Origin of the sequence: Algibacter luteus (assembly GCF_030344935.1) — a bacterium.
Taxonomy (GTDB): domain Bacteria; phylum Bacteroidota; class Bacteroidia; order Flavobacteriales; family Flavobacteriaceae; genus Arenitalea; species Arenitalea lutea.
The window spans coordinates 2,693,319-2,715,189 of sequence record NZ_CP128313.1 but is presented as its reverse complement, the minus strand read 5'-3'; the positions used below and the strand labels follow the sequence as shown (position 1 = coordinate 2,715,189).

Genomic DNA, 21,871 nt, shown 5'->3' with positions numbered 1-21,871 from the left:
TTTTATTATGGCAGTTTTAGAAAAAGGAAGTAAAAAACTATTAAATGCTTGGGCTTTTTACGATTGGGCAAATTCAGTTTACACACTTACCATTGCATCTTCAATTTTCCCTATTTTTTATTCAGCATTATTTATTTCTGAAATAAAAACTGTTCAAGCTTTTGGATTCGAATTTAAAAGTACAGCGCTAATCACATTCGTAACAGCCTTCACATTTTTAGTTGTAGCTATTACCTCTCCAATTCTTTCTGGTATTGCTGATTATGTCGGAAATAAAAAGAACTTTTTAAAATTCTTTTGTTATGTTGGTAGTGCAGGTTGTATTGGTTTATACTGGTTTGATATTACTCCTGAAAGAATACATTTAAGTCTGCTATTTTACTTTATGGGTTTAATTGGCTATTGGGGAAGTTTGGTATTTTATAACTCTTATTTACCTGATATTGCGTTTCCAGAACAACAAGATCAAGTTAGTGCCAAAGGGTTTTCATTAGGGTATTTAGGAAGTGTGCTTTTACTGATTTTGAACTTATGTATGGTTATGTTTCCTCAATATTTTGGATTCGATATTAGTATATCTCAAACAATTATTGAAAATGGTACTGAAGCTGAAATTGCCAGCGCATTAAAAGCGGCTAAAGATGGGGCGTCTTTTGAAGCTATGAAAATATCATTTATAACAGTTGGTGTTTGGTGGGCTTTGTTTAGTCAATATTCTTTTTACTATTTACCTAAAGGTGTGTCTTCTGGTCATAAAGTAACAAAAGCCATTATTTTTAATGGATTAAAGGAGCTTCAACAAGTCTGGAAACAATTACAACTTAACCTTCGATTAAAACGGTATTTATACGCATTTTTTGTGTTTAGTATGGCAGTTCAAACCATTATGTTAGTAGCAGTTTATTTTGGCGAAGAAGAAATTTCTTGGGGAGGCGCTAGCGAAAAAACAATGGGTCTTATTGTAAGTATATTAGTCATACAATTGGTGGCCATTTTAGGGGCGTTTTTAACATCAAAAGCATCTTATAAATTTGGGAATATTAAAACGCTAATTGTAGTAAATGGCATTTGGATGGCGCTTTGTTTTTATGCTTATTTTATGCATACTCCTATGCAGTTTTATATTGCAGCAAGCATCGTTGGTTTAGTAATGGGTGGCGTACAATCTTTAGCACGTTCTACTTACTCTAAATTTTTACCGGAAACGGAGGATACCACATCATACTTTAGTTTTTATGATGTAGCAGAAAAAATAGGGATAGTTATAGGGATGGTCATTTTTGCATTTATTGATCAAATAACGGGTAGTATGAGAAATGGTATTTTATTTTTGTTTGTTTTCTTTTTAGCAGGAATTGTACTTTTATTAAGAGTGCCAAAAAATGAAATTAATTAGGTTTTATAAATAACAAAATCCTCTAATTTAAGAGGATTTTGTAAAACCTGTTGATTTTTTAATTGATGAATTAATTTTTATATAGGGTTAGGCTTCCATAATCTGAAGTTACTTTAATTTTATTTCCTGAAGATTTATTTCCACGATAACCAGAATAATACTTATCGGTAGATTCGACGATTTTTTGAGTAAACTCTAAATCATTATCATCATTTAATGAAGCATATTCTAAATCAATTTCAAAATCAAAATTATAACCAGGTGCGTAACCTATTTTGATACCAACATAATCAGATTCAATGTTTACGTTTCCAGCATTTTCTGTCATTCTATTAATTTTTATAGAACCGTAATCTGCTTTCAAGGACACGTTTTTGTATACCTCGCCAATTATAGTTGTTAGATAATCACCATTACCATTAATATTGTTGGCTTTATCAATTTTTAAATTACCGTAGTCGCAGTTGTAACTTATATCTTCAGCAACTTCAATTTTAGTGTTTGTGTAATCTGCATTAATGTTTAGATTTTTGGTTTTTGAAACTGTAAAATCGCTGTAATCTGCATTTATTTTGCCACTTTTAATGTATTCAAAATAGCAGCCTTTTGTGTAATCAAAGTTTAAAACATTATTGTCTGCCATGAGCTCTCTTGTGGTTATTTTTCCATAATCACAGTTTATTTCGGCTTTTCCTTCTAATTTTTCTAGGCTTATGTTGCCATAATCGTTATTTAAATTTACATTTCCGGTAATGGGCATTTTTACAATGTAATTAATTTTCATGTTTACATTGTTTTTATTATTCCATTTCCACCAAGATTTAGAGTTGTTTTTATTGAACTGTGTTTCAGCCGAAACCCAATCAACAGATGCTGAGAATTTTACGTCGATGTCGTTAAGTTTTTCTTCGACTTTTTCTTCGTCGTTACCAGAGGTTGTTATTGTAATTTCGAATACTATCCGGTTTTCGCCCCAAGTAACCACTTCAATATTACCATAACTATTTTTTACTTTTAAAGTAGCATTTTTGCTAACCTTAAATTCTTTGTTAATAGTTTTGGTTTTAGTGTGTTTGTCTTTTACCGCTGGTGAAGCAGAAATAAATAGTGGCAGCATTAGTAATGCTATAAATGTTTTAAAATGTAATGCTCGTTTCATGTGTTTGCTTTTTAATTAATGATTAATGTTGCATCTATAGTAATTTTAAATTACAGTTTCAGATGCTGCAAGATTTGATGATTTTTTTAATTCTTTTATATTTTCTATTTGCTCAAGTGTATTTTGTAAAATGTCTATTCTGTTTTGAAAATTTGAAATCATAGCATAAATAACTCTATTGTCGTCGCCACTTTCTATTAAATCGGTTTTTAATGAGTTATAGTCATTTTCTAATTTTTTAATTTGAAGTAAGGCATCATCAATAAGGTTTTTAACTTCAGGCGATGAAGCTGCATTAAGTTTGTTTAGCTCTTCATTTATTGTGAGTGTAAAAAAATCTTGAGTTTCAGCCATTTTAGGTGATACGCTAGCTAAATCTCCTGTATTATTTTCTTGCTGAGTTACAACAAAAATTGATAAAATTAGAGCTATTGATGCTGCAATGCCTAAGAATGGTTTCCAGAAATTTGTTTTAGTTTCTGAGTATTTAGTTAAGCTTTTGCTATCGTTTAATTTGCTCAGAAAACGTTTTTCATGACCTTCATTTGGCATTTCAATATCAAAATCGTTTTCTAATTTTTTAAAAACATTATCTAAAGTATTTTTATTCATAACCTTATAATTTATTAAGCAAAAGTTGTTGTTAATTTTTGTCTTAAACTTTCTTTTGCTCTTGAGATTGTTGTTCTGCAATTTGCATTAGTTAAATTCATGATTTCACTTATTTCTTCGTAATCATAACCTTCAATTAAATTTAAGGTTAGGGCAATTCTATAGTTGTCTTTTAATGTTTTCAGAGTATTTAAAATTTGTTGTGCTTTTAGGGTTGTAAACTCATAGTCACTCGAAATACCATCGGGACCGTCTTCAATTTTATATAACACATCATCCAATGGAACTTCTTTGTTTTTGTTATTTTTTTTATAATGATAGATACTGTTATTAACAACTATTCGCTTTAACCAAGACCCAAATGTTGCATGGTTTTTTAGGGTTTTTATTTTTGTAAATGCCATTAAAAACGAATCTTGCATAATATCTTCAGCTTCAAAATTGTTCTTCACAATTCTTAAACTGGTGTTAAACATAGCTTTGTAATACCGGTTATAAATTTCCAATTGCGCCGATTGGTTACCAGAAACACAAAGCTTGATTAATTGATCGTTATTTAATTCGGTTAGTTTCAAAAAATCAAGTTGTTATATTATAGATAAGTGTTTTTAATTTTTGTTACAGTTAGCCCAAAAAAAAAATCCTACGCTCATTTAGAATGTAGGATTTAAGTCGGTTAAGACAATTTTTTTTTGTCTCTTATTTAGATTTAAGTATGGTATGTGCCCAAACTACCGCTTCATCAAGTTCTGTAAATATTTCAAAGGGTTTTTTTAAAAATAATTTTTCAATTTCTGCATTACTTACCGCAAGATAAGTGTTGCCAACAACGGCAAACCCTACTAAACTTTCAATTTCAGATGAATCGTAGTAAATCTTTGGATCAACTGAATAGGAATTTACCCGATGTGTAATGTAAACAAATGGTTTTCCTTTGAAATGTTTTATAATCGCATCTGTTTGTAAATTATTTTTTTTAGCATCAATTTCTTCGCCCTCGTTGATGCGACAAATCACATAATTTTCGTAAAAATCTAATTCACAAAAATCTAATTGTTCTTGCATAGAATATTTAATAATAAAATTTCAGTATTGAATAATATTGTTATCTTGAAAACTTAAATTTATGATTCAGTAGGTTTTTCAGCTTTTTCAATACTTATACTCAATTCATTGGTTTTATCATCAAGTTCTATTTTAATATTGTCGCCTTCCTGAAGCTTCGAAGCAACAATTTCTTCAGCTAATGCATCTTCAACATATTTTTGAATAGCTCTTTTTAACGGTCTTGCTCCATATTGTTTATCGAAACCTTTTTCTGCGATATAGTCTTTGGCTTTATCTGTTAAGATTAAGTTGTAACCTAAACCTTTTATTCTTATTAAAAGTTTCTCTAACTCGATATCAATAATTTTATTAATATCTTCTTTTTCTAGTGCGTTGAATACAACCACGTCGTCTATTCTATTTAAAAATTCGGGTGCAAAAGATTTTTTCAAAGCGTTTTCAATAACACTTCTTGCGTTGGCATCCTCTTGTGCTTTTTGCGAAGCGGTGCCAAAACCAATACCGGTACCAAAATCTTTTAATTTTCGAGCTCCGATGTTCGAAGTCATTATAATTATCGTATTTCTAAAATCAATTTTTCTTCCTAAACTATCAGTTAAATAGCCATCGTCAAGTACTTGTAATAGCATATTAAATACGTCTGGATGTGCTTTTTCAATTTCGTCTAAAAGAATTACAGCATAGGGTTTTCTTCTTACTTTTTCTGTAAGCTGCCCACCTTCTTCATAGCCTACGTATCCCGGAGGTGCTCCAATTAATCTAGAAATCGCAAACTTCTCCATGTACTCACTCATGTCAATTCTAACAAGCGATTCTTCACTATCAAATAACTCTCTAGATAATACTTTGGCTAATTGGGTTTTACCAACCCCTGTTTGCCCCAAGAATATAAATGAACCAATGGGTTTGTTCGGGTCTTTTAAACCTGCTCTGTTACGCTGAATAGCTTTTACAACTTTGGCAACAGCTTCATCTTGACCTATAACTTTACCTTTTATGAGGTTAGGCAATTCTGCCAGTTTATTGATTTCGGTTTGAGCAATTCTGTTTACAGGAACACCTGTCATCATTGAAACGACATCGGCAACATTATCTTCAGTAACAATTTCGCGATGTTGTTTGGTTTCCTCTTCCCACTTTTCTTGGGCTATTGCGAGTTCTTTTTCAATGCGTTTTTCATCATCTCTAAGTTTAGCAGCTTCTTCGTATTTCTGTTTTCTAACTACAGCATTCTTCGATTCTTTTATGGCTTCTAGCTGCTTTTCAAGTTCTATTACCTGCTTTGGAACATCAATATTTGTGATGTGCACACGCGACCCAGCCTCATCCAACGCATCGATAGCTTTGTCTGGTAAAAATCGCTCAGTCATATACCTATTAGTTAACTTCACACAAGCTTCAATAGCTTCGGGTGTGTAATCCACATTATGATGCTCTTCGTATTTACCTTTAATGTTATTAAGAATTTCAATAGTTTCTTCAACTGTAGTTGGTTCAACAATTACTTTCTGGAATCGACGTTCTAAAGCACCATCTTTCTCAATATATTGTCTGTATTCATCTAATGTTGTGGCACCTATACATTGAATTTCTCCTCTAGCTAAAGCAGGTTTAAACATATTTGAAGCATCTAAACTTCCAGTGGCACCACCTGCACCTACAATGGTATGAATCTCATCAATAAATAAAATAACATCGTCATTTTTTTCAAGCTCGTTCATCACGGCTTTCATGCGTTCTTCAAACTGTCCTCTGTATTTTGTTCCAGCAACTAAGCTTGCCAAATCTAGAGTGACAACACGTTTATTGAACAAAATTCGAGACACTTTACGTTTCACAATTCTAAGAGCTAAACCTTCAGCAATGGCAGATTTACCAACTCCAGGTTCACCAATTAAAAGCGGGTTGTTTTTCTTTCTTCTACTTAATATCTGTGAAACACGCTGAATTTCTTTTTCTCTTCCTACTACAGGGTCTAACTTGCCTTCTTCTGCTAAAGCGGTTAAATCGCGTCCAAAATTATCTAAAACAGGTGTTTTAGACTTCTTATTAGACTTACCCGCTGGGGCATTAAAAATGTTTTCTTTTCCTGATTCGCCTTCTTGAGCACTGTCATCGTCTTGAAATTCAGATTTTGGCTCTATATAATCGTTATCGTTTGTAATCATAAGTTTAAATTGTTCTTTAACATTATCGTAGTCAACTTTTAATTTATTTAAAAGTTTGGTAGTTGGGTCGTTTTCATTTCTTAAAATGCATAACAATAAATGCGCCGTATTAATAGAGGTGCTTTGAAATAACTTAGCCTCTAAGAATGTTGTTTTTAAAGCGCGTTCTGCTTGCCTAGTAAGATGTAGGTTCTTTTTTTGATTTGAAGCCAGCGTAATATTAGGATTTGCCGGACTTAATATTTCTACTTTACGTCTTAGATGATTTAAATCAATATCTAAGGCATTTAGTATGTTTATTGCCTTCCCATTGCCGTCTCGTAAAAGTCCTAGCATAAGGTGTTCGGTGCCAATAAAATCATGACCTAAACGCAATGCTTCTTCTTTGCTATAAGCAATTACATCTTTTACTCTTGGGGAAAAATTATCATCCATAATAGTTGTCCTTTCTGCATTAAAAATAGTAAAACATTTTACTAAAGTCAAAAACTGTACCTTATTTATTCTGTAAAATGCTAATTGACGAAAAAATCTTTATAAAATCAAAATTTTAGAGTTCATACTTATTAACGAAATAAGTCGGCTAAATTGTTAATAAATTACATGAAAAAGGAGCGGTATTAGTCGTATCGTGACTACTGAAATTCTTATATTAGCATGTTTTGAAAAATACTTAAAATTAAATAAAATTATTTATGGCAGAAGGAGAAAAATTAATCCCTATTAATATTGAGGATGAAATGAAGTCGGCGTACATTGATTATTCAATGTCGGTCATTGTGTCACGTGCGTTACCAGATGTAAGAGATGGTTTAAAACCTGTACACAGACGTGTGCTTTATGGGATGCATGAATTGGGTGTAAGAGCAAATTCCGCACATAAAAAATCCGCAAGAATAGTTGGAGAAGTTTTAGGTAAATATCACCCACACGGTGATACTTCGGTATATGATGCCATGGTGCGTATGGCTCAAGAATGGAGTTTACGTTATATGCTTGTTGATGGGCAAGGAAATTTCGGTTCAATTGATGGAGATAGTCCAGCAGCGATGCGTTATACAGAAGCACGTATGCGTAAAATATCTGAAGACATGTTGGCAGATATTGACAAAGAAACCGTAGATCATAAATTAAATTTTGATGACACTCTACAAGAGCCAACGGTTTTGCCAACACGAATTCCAGGTCTATTGGTGAATGGGGCTTCTGGTATAGCAGTAGGTATGGCAACTAATATGCCACCGCATAATTTAACTGAAGTAGTAAATGGTACCATTGCATATATTGAAAATAACGATATTGAAATTGATGAACTGATACAACATGTTAAGGCTCCAGATTTCCCAACAGGAGGAACCATTTATGGCTACGACGGAGTAAAAGAAGCATTTCATACTGGTAGAGGGCGAATTGTGATTCGTGGTAAAGCCAATATTGAGGAGGTAAACGGAAGAGAATGCATCATAGTTGATGAAATTCCTTATCAAGTCAATAAAGCAGACATGATCAAGAAAACTGCGGATTTGGTTAACGATAAAAAGTTAGAAGGCATTTCAACAATTCGTGATGAATCAGATAGAAACGGAATGCGCATTGTTTACGTATTAAAACGTGATGCCATTCCAAATATCGTTTTAAATAAATTATATAAGTACACTGCCCTACAGTCTTCATTCAGTGTTAATAACATTGCATTGGTTAAAGGAAGACCGCAGTTGTTAAACTTAAAAGAATTAATCCATTATTTCGTTGAGCATAGACATGATGTAGTTGTCAGAAGAACGACTTATGAATTAAGAAAGGCAGAAGAGCGCGCTCATATATTAGAAGGTTTAATCATTGCTTCTGATAATATTGATGAAGTAATTGCAATAATTCGAGCATCTTCAAATGCCGATGAAGCGAGAAATAACTTGATTAAACGATTTGAGCTTACCGAAATTCAAGCTAAGGCGATTGTTGAAATGAGGTTACGCCAGCTTACTGGTTTAGAGCAAGATAAGTTGCGTTCAGAATACGAAGAGTTAATGAAAACAATAATCGATCTTAAAGATATTTTAGACAAAAAAGAACGTCGAATGGATATCATTAAAGAGGAGTTGGAAGTTATCAGAGATAAATACGGTGATGAGCGTCGATCAACGATTGAATATGCTGGAGGCGATTTAAGTATCGAGGACATGATTCCAGACGAGCAAGTAGTTATTACCATTTCTCATGCGGGATATATTAAACGTACTTCGTTAACTGAATATAAAACGCAAAATAGAGGTGGTGTAGGTCAAAAGGCTTCAACAACGAGAAATGAAGATTTCTTAGAGCATTTATTTGTTGGGACAAACCATCAATATATGTTGTTCTTCACCCAGAAAGGAAAATGTTTCTGGATGCGTGTTTATGAAATTCCAGAAGGAAGCAAAACGTCGAAAGGAAGAGCCATTCAGAACCTTATCAATATCGAACAAGATGATAAGGTAATGGCATTTATCTGTACTCAAGATTTAAAAGATGAAGATTACATTAATAACCATTATGTTATTATGGCTACTAAAAATGGTCAAGTTAAAAAGACATCTTTAGAGCAATACTCAAGACCAAGAACAAATGGGATTAATGCCATAACAATTAAAGATAACGATGAGCTTTTAGAAGCGAAGTTAACCACTGGAAACAGTCAAGTTATGTTGGCGCTTAAATCTGGTAAAGCTATCCGATTTGAAGAAGCTAAGACGCGTCCTATGGGTCGTGGAGCATCCGGTGTTAGAGGTATAAAGTTAGCTAATGCCAAAGACGAAGTAATTGGTATGGTAACCATTGAAAACCCTCAAGAAGAATCCGTTTTAGTGGTGTCTGAAAACGGATATGGAAAACGTACTTATATTGATGATCCGGAAGATGGAGAGCCAGTTTACAGAGTAACTAATCGAGGAGGGAAAGGTGTGAAAACTATATCTATTACCCCAAAAACGGGAAATCTAGTAGCTATTAAAAGTGTAACGGATAATGATGACTTAATGATTATCAATAAATCTGGTATTGCAATTCGAATGGTAGTTGCCGATTTAAGAGTTATGGGAAGAGCAACACAAGGGGTAAAACTCATAAACCTTAAAGGCAATGATTCTATTGCGGCAGTTGCTAAAGTAATGCATGATGAAGACGAAGTTGAAGATGTAGAAGGGGCTGAAAACACTGATGCTTCGAATGATGGCACAACTATTGATAACAATACAGACGATAATAACACTTAATATTAAACTTAACATTATTTAAAATGAAAAAACAAATTATTATAGCTTTAGCATTTTCGATAAGTGCATTTTCATTTGCACAAAAAAAAGAATTGAAAACTGTTGAAAAGGCTATTAAAAGCAAAAACTTTGCAGCTGCAAAAGAAGCATTAAAAAGTGCTGAAGCATTAATGGGTGCTATGGACGAGAATATGAAGTCTAAATATTATTATTTAACCGGAGTTGCATTATTTGCTGATGGTAAAGGAAGCTCTGCAGAAGTAGATCAAGCATTTGCCAGCTTTGACAAAGTTGAAACTGGTAGTTACAAGGAGGAAGTTGATGCTTTTAAAACCACCATGTATAACGACTTTTTAACTAAAGGTAATACGGCATATGAAGGTAAGGATTATGGCGCTGCTTCGGTACAATTTGAGCGTGCTTATAGAGCAAAAGCAACCGATACCTTATTTCTATATTATGCGGCAGCGACTGCTGTAAACGTAAAAGAGTACGATAGAGCGTTAAAACTTTACGAAGAACTTAAAGATTTAGGATATACTGGTATTGCAAAAGAGTATTATGCAACAGATAAAGAAACTGGCGAAGAAGTTGTATTAGATAAAGCTACTCGCGATTTATATGTTAGAGGAGGAAGCCATGTTAAACCAGGAGAGCGTTTAACAGAATCTAAAAAGCCAGAAATAGTTAAGAATATTGCTTTAATCTATATCTCGAATGGAGATAATGAAAAAGCACTTGCTGCAATTAAAGATGCCAGAGCAGAGAATCCTGACAATGTAGACTTAATTATTAATGAAGCCAATATTCATTTACAACTAAAAGATGAAGATAAATTTAAATCGTTAATAGAAGAAGCTATTACTAAAGATCCAGAAAATGCAGTACTTCACTATAATGTTGGAGTAGTTAGCATGAATAAAGGAGATTTAGATCAAGCTCAAAAATCTTACGAAAAAGTATTAAGCCTAGATCCAGCTTACACTAATGCCGCTTTAAATCTTTCAAACTTATTCATTGAAAAAGGAAATGTGGTTATTGAAGAAATGGGTAAATTAGGAATGAGTAAAGCTGATGATATTAAGTACGAGAAATTAAAAGAAGATAAAAACAATCTATTTTTAAAAGGTGCTGGAGTATTAACGACTTTTATAGATAATAACCCTGAAGCAAATGCTGATATTTTGACGCAGCTAAAAAACATCTATAATGCTTTAGGTGAAACTCAGAAATCAAAAGAGATTAGCGCTAAACTAGATGCTATGTCTGGAGGCGAATAAAGTAAAAATTTTTAAAGTTTTATTGTTGTAAAAAAAGCCGCTTTTTAGCGGCTTTTTTATATGATTTTTTTAATCACGCGTAATTTATGTGTGTGTGCTCCAGAATCCACATTATAAATACCAGAATGATCTAAGCGATCTATTCTAACCTTACCGTGTGCATGAATAATGTAGTTGTCTTTCATAATAATACCCACATGCACAATGGCTCCTTCGTCATTATCAAAAAAAGCTAAATCTCCAGGTTCACTTTCTTCAATAAAACTAAGCGCTTCACCTTGCGTTGCTTGTTGTGATGCATCACGTAACAATTTATAACCATTTAGTTTATAAACCATCTGTGTAAAACCAGAACAATCAATACCAAAAGGCGTTTTGCCTCCCCATAAATAAGGGGCATTTAGAAAAGTAAATGCCGAATTTATAAGGTTCGATTTTTCGTTCTTACCATCAAATAAGTTTCCATCGTATTTGTGATTTAACAAGGCTAATCCATTTAAGCAAGATCCTAAAGGAATTGGAAATAATTGTTGGTTATTATCTTCAATAAACTCGACTAAATCAGTAGATAATAGTGTCTTTTCGCTATTAAGAGATTTGTATTGCTCTTCAGTAATTTCTAGGTATTGTTTGTTGTCAATCCAACCTTCATATTTGTCAAATGCCAACCTAATTCTACTCCATTTTTTACGTTGCTCTAAAACTTTGAATAAGTCGCCATAAATCACCTGAGAAACTAATTCGCTTTTATCAGAAGGCTCATTTCGAAGTGGAACAATGCTTAAATTACAAATACCGTACTGCATTAATAAATTTTCGTAGTTATATATCTAAAAAAGAAATGGTCAATTCAATTTTTTTTATGGGCGTTCAATAATCATGGCAGATGCGCCTCCACCGCCATTGCAAATTGCAGCGGCTCCTATTTTAGCGTTATTTTGTTCTAATACATTTAATAGAGTAATTAGAATTCTAACTCCAGAACATCCAAGTGGATGACCAAGAGAAACAGCACCACCATTTACATTGACATTATTATCGTTAAGCTCTAAAATTTTCATATTCGCTAAACCAACTACTGCAAAGGCTTCATTAAATTCAAAAAAATCAACTTGATCAATAGATAATCCAGCTTTGTCCAATGCTTTAGGTAAAGCTTTAGCAGGAGCGGTTGTAAACCATTCTGGCTCGTGCGCTGCATCGGCATAACTTTTTATGATTGCCAAAGGTTTTAAACCTAGTTCTTCGGCCTTTTCTTTACTCATTAAAACCATTGCTCCAGCACCATCGTTAATTGTAGAGGCATTCGCAGCGGTTACTGTACCATCTTTTGAAAACGCTGGACGTAAGTGAGGGATTTTATCTAATTTAACATTGGTAAATTCTTCATCTACACTCACAATAATAGGTTCTCCTCGACGTTGAGGTACTTCAACAGATACAACTTCATTATTAAACTTGCCTGAGTCCCATGCTGCTTTAGAGCGATTGTAAGATTGAATTGCATAAGCATCTTGGTCTTCTCTAGAAAATTTATATTTAGTAGCACAGGCGTCTGCACATACACCCATGGCATTTTGATCGTAAGCATCCACTAATCCATCTTTTTGCATGCCATCAACTAGAGTTGCTGGTCCAAATTTCGTAGCACTTCTAGCATGAAGATAATGAGGAATAAGACTCATGTTTTCCATACCTCCGGCCACAACTATGTTGGCATCTCCTAAGGCTATAGCTTGAGCAGCTTGCATTACCGTTTTCATACCCGATGCACATACTTTGTTAATTGTAGTACAAGGCACCGTATTAGGTATGCCTGCGTAAATAGCAGCTTGTCTTGCAGGAGCTTGTCCTGTACCAGCTTGTACAACATTTCCCATTAATACTTCTTCAACCAAATTTGGGTCTAGTTGTATTTTATCTAAAGCACCTTTAATGGCAATTGCACCCAATTTAGGGGCAGGAATAGTTGATAATGAACCTAAAAAACTTCCAATTGGAGTTCTTGCAGCGGAAACAATTACGACTTCTCTATTCATCAATACAAACGTTTTAGTTTAGTACTTGCGAAAATAACGATTTTTTAGTAGAAATTTGAAACATTAGAGTATTATAAAAAATGGTATAAGCTTATAAATTTATTACATTTGATTTTTCGATGAGACATAAATTAAATCATAGCTTACTACTTAAGATTATGAATTGATGGATGTTATAAAACCTATAGAAAATATTGCCATTTAAAATATGAAAGACTTTATAAACAAATTGTACAAAAACCATTCTCTTATTTATAAAGTGCTTTTATTTATTAGTACCACCTTCTTAATTGTGTATCTATTCCCGAAAAGCGGTAAGTTTAAGTATAATTTTGAAAAAGGAAAACCTTGGCAATCTGAAAGTTTACAGGCGCCATTTGATTTTGCAATTAAAAAGACAAATGAAGAAATAAATGCTGAAAAAAAGAGTATTGTTGAAAATGCAACCTTGTATTTTGATGTAGATAATACCATATTACCAAAAGTTAGTAATGCCTATAAAGAGCAGTTTAAAAGTACGTTTTCAGATTCTATTCCAAGAAGAGATTCTAACTTGTTATTTAAGATTGGTGAAAATATAATTGCAGAGTTATATGACTTCGGTGTTTTAAGTGAAAGTTACGATTTTGCTAAAGATAGAGCTGTAGTTATTCTTGATGGAAGGGAAAAAACGCACGATGGTTTTTATTCTAATTTTATTGAGCAAAATGAGGTTTCTAGTGTTATAGAAAAGGCACTATCCAAAAATAATTTATCTAAATATAATACTGAATTTGTAGCATTATTTTTTGATTTAGTTGAACCCAATATCAATTTCAATAAAACATTTACTGATAAATCCATACAGGATGAAATTAGTAAAATTTCAGTTGCAAGAGGCAGTGTCGCGAAGGAAACTTTGATAGTTTCAAAAGGCGAGGTGGTTGAAGGGGATAAATATCAAATTTTAAAATCTTTACAAGCGGAATACGAATCGCAAGTTTGGAATGAAGCGAATTATAATTGGGTACTTTTTGCGTACACTTTGTTAGTGGCATTGGCTTTGTTAATGCTGCTTTTATTTTTAAGAAAGTATCGTAAATCGGTGTTCGAGAACAATACTAAAGTCACGTTTATATTCTTCAATATTTCATTGATGATATTTATTACCACTCTGGTGGTTAATTATGATTCTAAATATATTTATATTGTTCCTATTTGTATTCTTCCATTAGTCTTTAAAGCCTTTTTTGATGCTCGCCTAGGGCTCTTTGCACACGTACTTACGGTACTTCTATTAGGGTTTATTGTACCCAATAGTTACGAATATATGTTTCTACAAATTATTGCGGGAATTGTTACCATTTTAACGGTATCAGAATTATATAAAAGAGCGAACTTGTTTATTTCCGTAGGTCAAATTACACTTATCTATATCATTGCGTATTTTGCCTTTTTCGTGATTCACGAAGGCAGTGTTGAAACGCTAAAATGGGAAACTTTTATTTGGTTTATTTTATGTGGATTAGCAACATTGTTTGTGCAGCCACTTATTTATGCATACGAAAAGCTTTTTGGTCTGGTATCAGATGTATCGTTATTAGAATTGTCAGATACCAATTCAAAATTGCTTAAGGAATTGTCAAACAAAGCTCCTGGTACGTTTCATCATTCTTTAAATGTGGCAAATTTAGCTGAGGCATCGGCGAATGAAATTGGCGCTAATGCCATGTTAGTTAGGGTAGGTGCTTTGTATCATGATATAGGTAAAATGAAAAATCCAACTTATTTTACCGAAAATCAATCTACGGGAATTAATCCTCATGATGAATTATCATCAAAAGAAAGTGCAAGAATAATAACAGAGCATGTTATAAACGGCATTGAAACCGCAAGGAAAAACAATTTACCTGATCGCGTTATAGATTTCATAAGAACACATCACGGAACAAGTCTTGTCTATTATTTTTATATGAAAGAAACTAAGGATTACCCCGATGTTGAGGTGGATAAGACAGATTTTAGTTATCCAGGTCCGAAACCATTTAGTAAAGAAACAGCCATCTTGATGATGTGTGATAGTATAGAAGCTGCATCAAAAAGTTTAAAAGAACCTACATCGACTAAAATCGAAGCTTTTGTTGAAAACATAATTAATAAGCAGATTGAAGACGGACAATTTTTAAACGCAAATATTACCTTTAAAGAAATTCAAGCCATAAAAAAAGTGCTAAAACACAAGCTTGCAAATATTTACCATTTACGAATTGAGTACCCCGAATAAAAATTAAAAAAAGTAAATAAAATAGTTGCGTTCTTGTTGAGTTTAAATTACATTTGCAACCGCAATTTTATTGCATAAGTTCATATTGAATTTAGGAGAGGTGCCAGAGTGGTAATGGAGCAGATTGCTAATCTGTCAACGCGTAAGTGTTGCCCGGGTTCGAATCCCGGTCTCTCCGCAAATTTTTAGATAACCAAAAATCGGGGTGTAGCGTAGCCCGGTTATCGCGCCGCGTTTGGGACGCGGAGGTCGCAGGTTCGAATCCTGCCACCCCGACAAACTTCTCAGTAAGTAAACTAAAACACCAATAATGATTCAATTATTGGTGTTTTTTTGTTTTTATAGAATTGTGCTTTATTTTCTATATTAATCACACAAGCAATGTAATGATGGTAGTGAATGACAAAGATTGTATTATCTATATAATTCTTCTTAAATTGTCAAGGTCTTGAATAGTTCATATTTAATTTATGAAAATTAATTTTTACATCTTTTTATACTTTCTTTTAAATTCAATCTTAGCAAATAATTTATTTGCTCAAGAAATACCGCCTATTCAAAAATTTACACCCACAGATTATAAAGGTGAAAGCCAGAACTGGATGATTTCGCAAGCCAACAACAAATACATTTATATAGCAAATAATGAAGGTTTACTTGAGTATAACGGGGCTAAATGGACGAAATATTTATCTCCCAACAATACCATAATAAGAGCTGTAAAAGTTGTAGGTAAAAGAATTTATTCGGGCTGCTACATGGAATTTGGCTTCTGGGAACCTAATATGTTTGGTAGACTTCAATACCAAAGCTTACTCCCAAATTTCAAAGATACCATGATTGAAGATGAGCATATCTGGAATATCATTTCTTATGACGAATGGATTTTATTTCAAACATTCAATAGAATTTATTTTTATAACCCAAAAACAGGGGATACTTCAATAATTAAATCAAAAAATGGAATTTCAAGAGTTTTTAATACCCAAAATGTTATTTACTTTCATGTTTCTAATGAAGGTATTTATAAAATTGAAGAAGGTAAACCCAAGCTAATTATAGACGATTCACTTTTCATAGATGATAAGGTGGTAAATATCTTTTCATTAGAAGAAGGATTGCTGCTTCAAACACGGGATTCGGGTTTTTATACCTTAATTAATGGTAAAGCATCAGAGTGGGATGCTCCTGCACAAGAAATTCTAAAAAGTATGAATGTGCTTAGCAGCATTCAACTTAAAGATAAAAGCTTTGTAATAGGAACCATTAAAAACGGTATCATTTTTATAAGTGAATCTGGGGAGGTTCAATACCAACTTAATAGGAGTAATGGGCTTAATAACAATACAGCACTATCATTGTTTGAAGATGTTGATGAAAATTTATGGGTTGGTTTAGATAATGGTATAAATTGTATAAATATCAAATCTCCAATACGAGTTTTTAACGATGATGAAGGTAAAATAGGAACTGTTTACACGTCTATCGTTTTTAATGATTATTTGTATTTAGGTACAAACCAAGGTTTGTTTTATAAAAAATTAGATTCTCAGTCGTCTTTTGAGTTTGTTTTAGGTACATCCGGACAAGTTTGGAGTTTGTTTGCATATAGAAATGAACTGTTTTGCGGGCATCATTTAGGAACATTTATTATAAGTAATAACAGAGCGCAATTAGTAACAAATATACCTGGTACTTGGGGGTTTAAACCTATTCCAGGTGAGGGGAATATGTTATTAGAAGGCAATTATAATGGTCTTAATGTTTTAAAAAAAGAAGGAGGAGCATGGAAGCTGAAAAACAAAATAAAAGGGTTTGATAATTCCGCACGCTATTTTGAAATTACCGAAAATAATGAAGTTTGGGTAAGTCATGCTTATAAAGGTGTTTTTAAACTTAAAACAAATAGCAGTTTTACTGAAGTAAAAAATAGTGTGATTGATACTACAGCGCCAATTGACAAAAATTCTAGTTTAATTAAATATAAAGATCGAATTCTTTATGCTTATAAAGATGGTGTATTAGTTTATAACACGACAACAGGTAGATTTACAAAAGATACTTTACTTAGTTCGATAGTGACACAATCGCAATACACCTCAGGGAAATTAGTTGTTGATGATACTGAAAAACTATGGGCTTTTTCTAGTGATAATATTAGTTATGTAGATGTAAACGATTTAACAAGCGAATTTCAAATAAATAAAATTGCTATTCCTTATTCATTAAGAAAAGGTCAAATAGGTTATGAGAATATTACCAGAATTAAAAAAAATAAATATTTAATAGGAATCACTGATGGTTACCTCACTCTGGATATAGCTAAACAAAATAAAACCAACAACTACCAGTTGTATTTAAACTCTGTTATATTAAATTCGGTTGAAACTGCAGACATACCTGTTGATTTTGATAGTGCTGGAGAATTTGATTTCGAGAACAATTCAATAACATTTAATTATAGCGTTCCTGATTATAACAAATTTAATGTAGTGCAATACCAGTACAAACTTAATGGTAGATATAATCAATGGAGTGAATGGAATACGAAGTCTGAACTTACCTTTGAAAACTTACTGTTTGGTGAGTATAATTTAAATATTCGTGCAAAGGTTGGCAATAAATTATCAAGTAATATTATAAGTTACGATTTTAAAATTAACAGACCGTGGTTTTTATCAAATACAGCTATTTTTATGTATCTGGTGTTCTTATTTGGCTTTTCATTATTTATGCATAAAACCTATAAGAAATATTATAGAAAACTTCATGAAAACAAACAGCTTGAAAGTGAGCAATTGATTACTAAAATTAATAACGAAAAATTAAACCAAGAGATTGAAAGTAAAAATAGGGAGTTAGCAATTTCAACAATGAGTATTATTAAAAAGAATGAAGTTTTAAATAGTATTAAAAAGGAACTTAAGAAAAGTAAGCACCCCGACAACAAGGCTGCATTAGAGTTTATCGATAATAATTTAAACGACAAAAAAGATTGGTCGTTTTTTGAACAGGCATTTAATAATGCGGATAAAGATTTCTTAGATAAGATAAAACATGCCCATCCAAATTTAACTCCTAACGATTTACGATTTTGCGCTTATCTACGATTAAATCTATCATCGAAAGAAATGGCACCCTTGCTCAACATTTCTGTAAAGAGTGTAGAAACTAAACGTTATAGACTTAGAAAAAAACTAGGTTTAGAACACGATAGTAGTCTTGTTAACTATATCTTAAACTTTTAGACACACTACAAGTTCATTTTTCACCACGACATTACCACGACAAGCAACTAAATCGTTCCATAAACAAGAAGTTCAGAGAAAAATATTTAAAATTTCTAGTTTATTGTATTCACAGGGCTTTCAACTAGAATTATCATAATTATTCATATCGTAAATTACGATGTTCGTTTTTTATCGGCTAAAAAATTGTTGAATTATCAGTTTTAGAGGCTAAGTTTACAAATACTTAATTTTAAAGTAATTGATGAAATTGAGTTCTACTATACATTTGAAACTAAACTTAAAAACGACATTCGTATGAAACTAAAACTATGTAACCAAAAAATTAAAATCCTAATTCCCTTGTTATTCATGCTTGTCTCCGTTGTGTCAATGGCGCAATCTGAAAAAACAATAACAGGAAAGGTGTTATCTGCTGATGACAATATGCCACTGCCTGGTGCTTCTGTTATAGCAACCGGCACTGCAAATGGTGTGTCTACAGATTTCGATGGTAACTTTTCAATAACAGTACCTAATAATACGAATAATTTATCTGTGTCTTATATAGGGTACAAAACAAAAAATGTTGTAATAACTTCTAATACTTTAACGATTCTATTAAATGTAGATACAAGTCAACTAGACGAAGTTATAGTGGTTGGTTATGGTACACAAAGGAAAAGCGATATTGTAAATGCCGTAGCAGTTACAGATTTAACCAAAGCAACTTTGTCTCCAACGTCCGATGTAAATGAAATGCTTAGAGGTAGAATAGCAGGTTTACAAGTAGATGTGGGTGGAGGAACGTTACGACCCGGTGGAACATCAGAAATTATTTTTAGAGGGCAGGGTTCAATTGAAGGTAATGTAAGTGCGATATATGTAGTTGATGGTATTATAAGAGATGGTGGTATTGAAGATATAGATCCTGATGATATTGAATCTATTGAGTTTTTAAAAGATGCTTCCGCTCAAGCTATTTATGGTTCCAGAGGTGCTAACGGTGTCGTTTTAATTACTACTAAAAGAGGAAAGTCTGGTAAAATAAGTGTTAATTATCATGGTTTCATCACTACCAAATCAATAGAGCGAAATTTTGATGTTTATAGCGGACAAGAATTAGCTCAATTAAGACGTGAAGCTGTTAGAACAAATAGAGCAGGCGATACTTACCCAAATGATGAAGATATTTTTTCTGAAGTTGAGTTAGAGAATATAGCTAACAATCAATTTGTAGATTGGGAAAACGAACTTGTGAAAAAAGGTGTGGTAAATAGTCAAGCCATTAGTATTAGCGGTGGTACAGAATCCACAAAGGTTTTTGGTAGTATTAATTATTTTAAAGAAGAAGGTATCATTCCAACTTCAGCATATACTCGAAAAACGTTAAGATTAAATGTAGATCAAAAACTAAGCGATAAATTTTCTGTAAATTTTGATTTAAATCTTTTAAACGATGATACAGATCGTGCAGCAAATGTAAATGTCATTACAACGTCTCCGTTAGGAAGCGCTTATAACGACGATGGAAGTATAAAACAATTCCCTAGTGGCGAAGAATTATCGGCTGTAAATCCACTTTGGAACCTTCGCGAGCAAAACAATGAAGAAAAAGGAAACGATTTTGTAATTAATGTTACGCCTATTTGGCAAATTACAGATAATTTACAATATCAGTTAAAAACGAATGTTACAAGACGTACTTCAGAAAGAGGTCAGTACTTATCCTCTTTAAGTTCTGCAGGTGACGATGTTGATGGTATTGCTAGAATCGAAAACAGATTGTCTGAATCCTATTTAATTGAGAACATCTTAACATGGGATAAGGCATTTAATGATAACAATAAATTAAATATAACACTTGTTCAATCTGCACAAGAAAATAAGTTTTCAAGAACTTTTACAGAAGGTCAAGGTTTTACGAACGAAAGTCTGGGATACGATGGAATAACGAATGCTATTGGTAATGTAACAGTAGAACGTGATAAAAATAAACAACGATTAGCATCTTTTATGGCAAGAATGCGTTACAATTTCATGGATAAGTATTTATTCACTGTTACAACCAGATCGGATGGAGCTTCAGTAAACTCCGCAGATAATAAATGGAGTTTTAATCCAGCAGCATCATTTGCATGGAAAATTCATAAGGAAAGTTTTTTAGATGAAAGCAACTCCGTTGAAGAATTGAAATTAAGATTAAGTTATGGTTCTTTGGTTAACGATCTAGGTCGTGCGTATACATCCTTATTTACAGCCGAAGGGCAAAATTATATTTTTGATGGCGAATCGGCTTCAGGTTACTCCCCATCTGTGATTTTACCAAATACTGACCTAAAATTTGAGCGTATAACTACAGCGAATATTGGTTTAGATTTTTCATTATTTGAAAGAGTATTATCAGGAAATATAAACTGGTATGATGCAAGAACTACAGACTTATTATTAAGAAGAGGTGTGCCTTCAATTACTGGTTTTCAATATACTTTTTTCAATGCCGGTGAATTACAAAATACCGGTATAGAATTAGGATTAACAGCAAATATTTTTAACACAGAAGATTTTAAATGGTCTGTGTCTACAAACTGGTCAAATAACCGAAACAAACTTGTAAAGCTTTATAATGATGGTGATGGGAATCCTATAGAAAGAGATGATAGCTATGGTTATTACGTAGGGCAACCAGTAGGTGTTATTTACCAATATGATTTTGATGGTATTTGGCAAGAAGGAGATGATTTTGCAAATGCTCCTCAAGCCAATCCAGAATCATCATTAGTACAGGATAATTTAAGCCCTGGAGATATTAAGATTAAAGATACTAATGGTGTTGATGACGAAGGAAATTTGACAGGTATTCCGGATGGTAAAATTACACCAGAAGATCGTGTGTTTACAGATCCTAACCCAGATTGGTTCGGTTCACTTTCAACAACTCTTGCCTATAAAGGATTTGATTTGCTATTAGATTTTTATGCCGTAGAAGGCGCAACGAAAGTAAATCCATTTTTGTCAGAATTTAATAATGGTGGAACTTTGTCAGGGAAAGTAAATGGTGTGAAAGTAGATTATTATACACCAGAAAATCCTTCTTCATCATTTCCGAGACCAAACTTTGATGCGACACCTTTATATTTAAATGCTTTAGCTGTTCGTGATGCATCTTATATTAGATTAAGAACTGTAAGTTTAGGGTATACTTTATCTGAAACCGTTTCTGAAAGATTAAATTTTGATCAAATAAGATTTTACGTAACCGGAACTAATTTGTTTACAGATACAGATTATATCGGGTATAGTCCAGAGGTCAATATTAGAAGTACATTTTCTAATGCAGATACAGGATATCCCGACGCGACTAGTTTCACCTTTGGAGTAAAAGTTAAATTTTAAAAAAAAAGAAAT

Annotated in this window: 13 protein-coding genes and 2 tRNA genes; 8 read left to right on the top strand and 7 right to left on the bottom strand. The window is 32.7% G+C overall.

From position 1 onward, the window contains the following. The first annotated feature begins 7 nt into the window (after window positions 1-7). A complete protein-coding gene (locus O5O44_RS11305) occupies window positions 8-1,396 on the top strand; it encodes an MFS transporter (RefSeq protein WP_019387170.1) in 1,389 nt (462 codons plus the stop codon). Window positions 1,397-1,466: 70 nt separating this feature from the next. Here O5O44_RS11305 and O5O44_RS11300 read toward each other — a convergent pair whose 3' ends face one another. From O5O44_RS11300 to O5O44_RS11280, 5 genes are all read right to left on the bottom strand, one after another. After that, the gene (locus tag O5O44_RS11300) at window positions 1,467-2,555 is read right to left on the bottom strand and encodes a DUF4097 family beta strand repeat-containing protein (RefSeq protein ID WP_289194451.1); all 1,089 of its coding nucleotides are present in this window, start codon (window positions 2,553-2,555) and stop codon (window positions 1,467-1,469) included. Window positions 2,556-2,600: 45 nt separating this feature from the next. Then, on the bottom strand, window positions 2,601-3,167 hold the full coding sequence (locus O5O44_RS11295) for a hypothetical protein (RefSeq protein WP_289194450.1): 567 nt from the start codon (window positions 3,165-3,167) through the stop codon (window positions 2,601-2,603). Between the two features lie 14 nt (window positions 3,168-3,181). After that, window positions 3,182-3,742 carry an RNA polymerase sigma factor gene (locus tag O5O44_RS11290; RefSeq protein WP_289194449.1) on the bottom strand — a complete coding sequence of 187 codons (561 nt, stop codon included), beginning with the start codon at window positions 3,740-3,742 and terminating at the stop codon, window positions 3,182-3,184. Window positions 3,743-3,866: 124 nt separating this feature from the next. Next, a complete protein-coding gene (locus tag O5O44_RS11285; RefSeq protein WP_289194448.1) occupies window positions 3,867-4,232 on the bottom strand; it encodes a hypothetical protein in 366 nt (121 codons plus the stop codon). 59 nt (window positions 4,233-4,291) lie between these two features. After that, window positions 4,292-6,838, bottom strand: a complete 2,547-nt coding sequence (locus O5O44_RS11280) for an ATP-dependent Clp protease ATP-binding subunit (protein WP_019387165.1) — start codon at window positions 6,836-6,838, stop codon at window positions 4,292-4,294. 260 nt (window positions 6,839-7,098) lie between these two features. Between O5O44_RS11280 and gyrA the strand changes: the two genes are divergently transcribed. Together gyrA and O5O44_RS11270 are read left to right on the top strand one after the other, a co-directional pair. Then, complete coding sequence (gene gyrA, locus O5O44_RS11275) at window positions 7,099-9,654, top strand: DNA gyrase subunit A (RefSeq protein WP_289194447.1); 2,556 nt, start codon at window positions 7,099-7,101, stop codon at window positions 9,652-9,654. Window positions 9,655-9,677: 23 nt separating this feature from the next. Beyond that, window positions 9,678-10,934 carry a tetratricopeptide repeat protein gene (locus tag O5O44_RS11270; RefSeq protein ID WP_019387163.1) on the top strand — a complete coding sequence of 419 codons (1,257 nt, stop codon included), beginning with the start codon at window positions 9,678-9,680 and terminating at the stop codon, window positions 10,932-10,934. 56 nt (window positions 10,935-10,990) lie between these two features. Here the strand turns inward: O5O44_RS11270 and O5O44_RS11265 are convergent, their stop codons facing one another. Further along, window positions 10,991-11,740: a C40 family peptidase gene (locus O5O44_RS11265; RefSeq protein WP_289194446.1), complete on the bottom strand. Its 750-nt coding sequence runs from the start codon at window positions 11,738-11,740 to the stop codon at window positions 10,991-10,993. 54 nt (window positions 11,741-11,794) lie between these two features. Further along, window positions 11,795-12,973, bottom strand: coding sequence for an acetyl-CoA C-acyltransferase (locus O5O44_RS11260; RefSeq protein ID WP_289194445.1), 1,179 nt, complete (start codon window positions 12,971-12,973; stop codon window positions 11,795-11,797). A 208-nt stretch (window positions 12,974-13,181) separates the two neighbouring features. Between O5O44_RS11260 and O5O44_RS11255 the strand changes: the two genes are divergently transcribed. The 5 genes from O5O44_RS11255 to O5O44_RS11235 all read left to right on the top strand — a co-directional run bounded on the left by O5O44_RS11255 (window position 13,182) and on the right by O5O44_RS11235 (window position 21,859). Next, window positions 13,182-15,236, top strand: coding sequence for an HD family phosphohydrolase (locus O5O44_RS11255; RefSeq protein ID WP_289194444.1), 2,055 nt, complete (start codon window positions 13,182-13,184; stop codon window positions 15,234-15,236). Between the two features lie 94 nt (window positions 15,237-15,330). After that, window positions 15,331-15,414 (top strand) — tRNA-Ser (locus O5O44_RS11250). Between the two features lie 23 nt (window positions 15,415-15,437). Further along, a tRNA-Pro gene (locus O5O44_RS11245) sits at window positions 15,438-15,512 on the top strand. 194 nt (window positions 15,513-15,706) lie between these two features. After that, window positions 15,707-18,484, top strand: coding sequence for a helix-turn-helix and ligand-binding sensor domain-containing protein (locus tag O5O44_RS11240; RefSeq protein ID WP_289194443.1), 2,778 nt, complete (start codon window positions 15,707-15,709; stop codon window positions 18,482-18,484). A 297-nt stretch (window positions 18,485-18,781) separates the two neighbouring features. Further along, window positions 18,782-21,859 carry a SusC/RagA family TonB-linked outer membrane protein gene (locus tag O5O44_RS11235; protein WP_289194442.1) on the top strand — a complete coding sequence of 1,026 codons (3,078 nt, stop codon included), beginning with the start codon at window positions 18,782-18,784 and terminating at the stop codon, window positions 21,857-21,859. The last annotated feature ends 12 nt before the right edge of the window (window positions 21,860-21,871 follow it).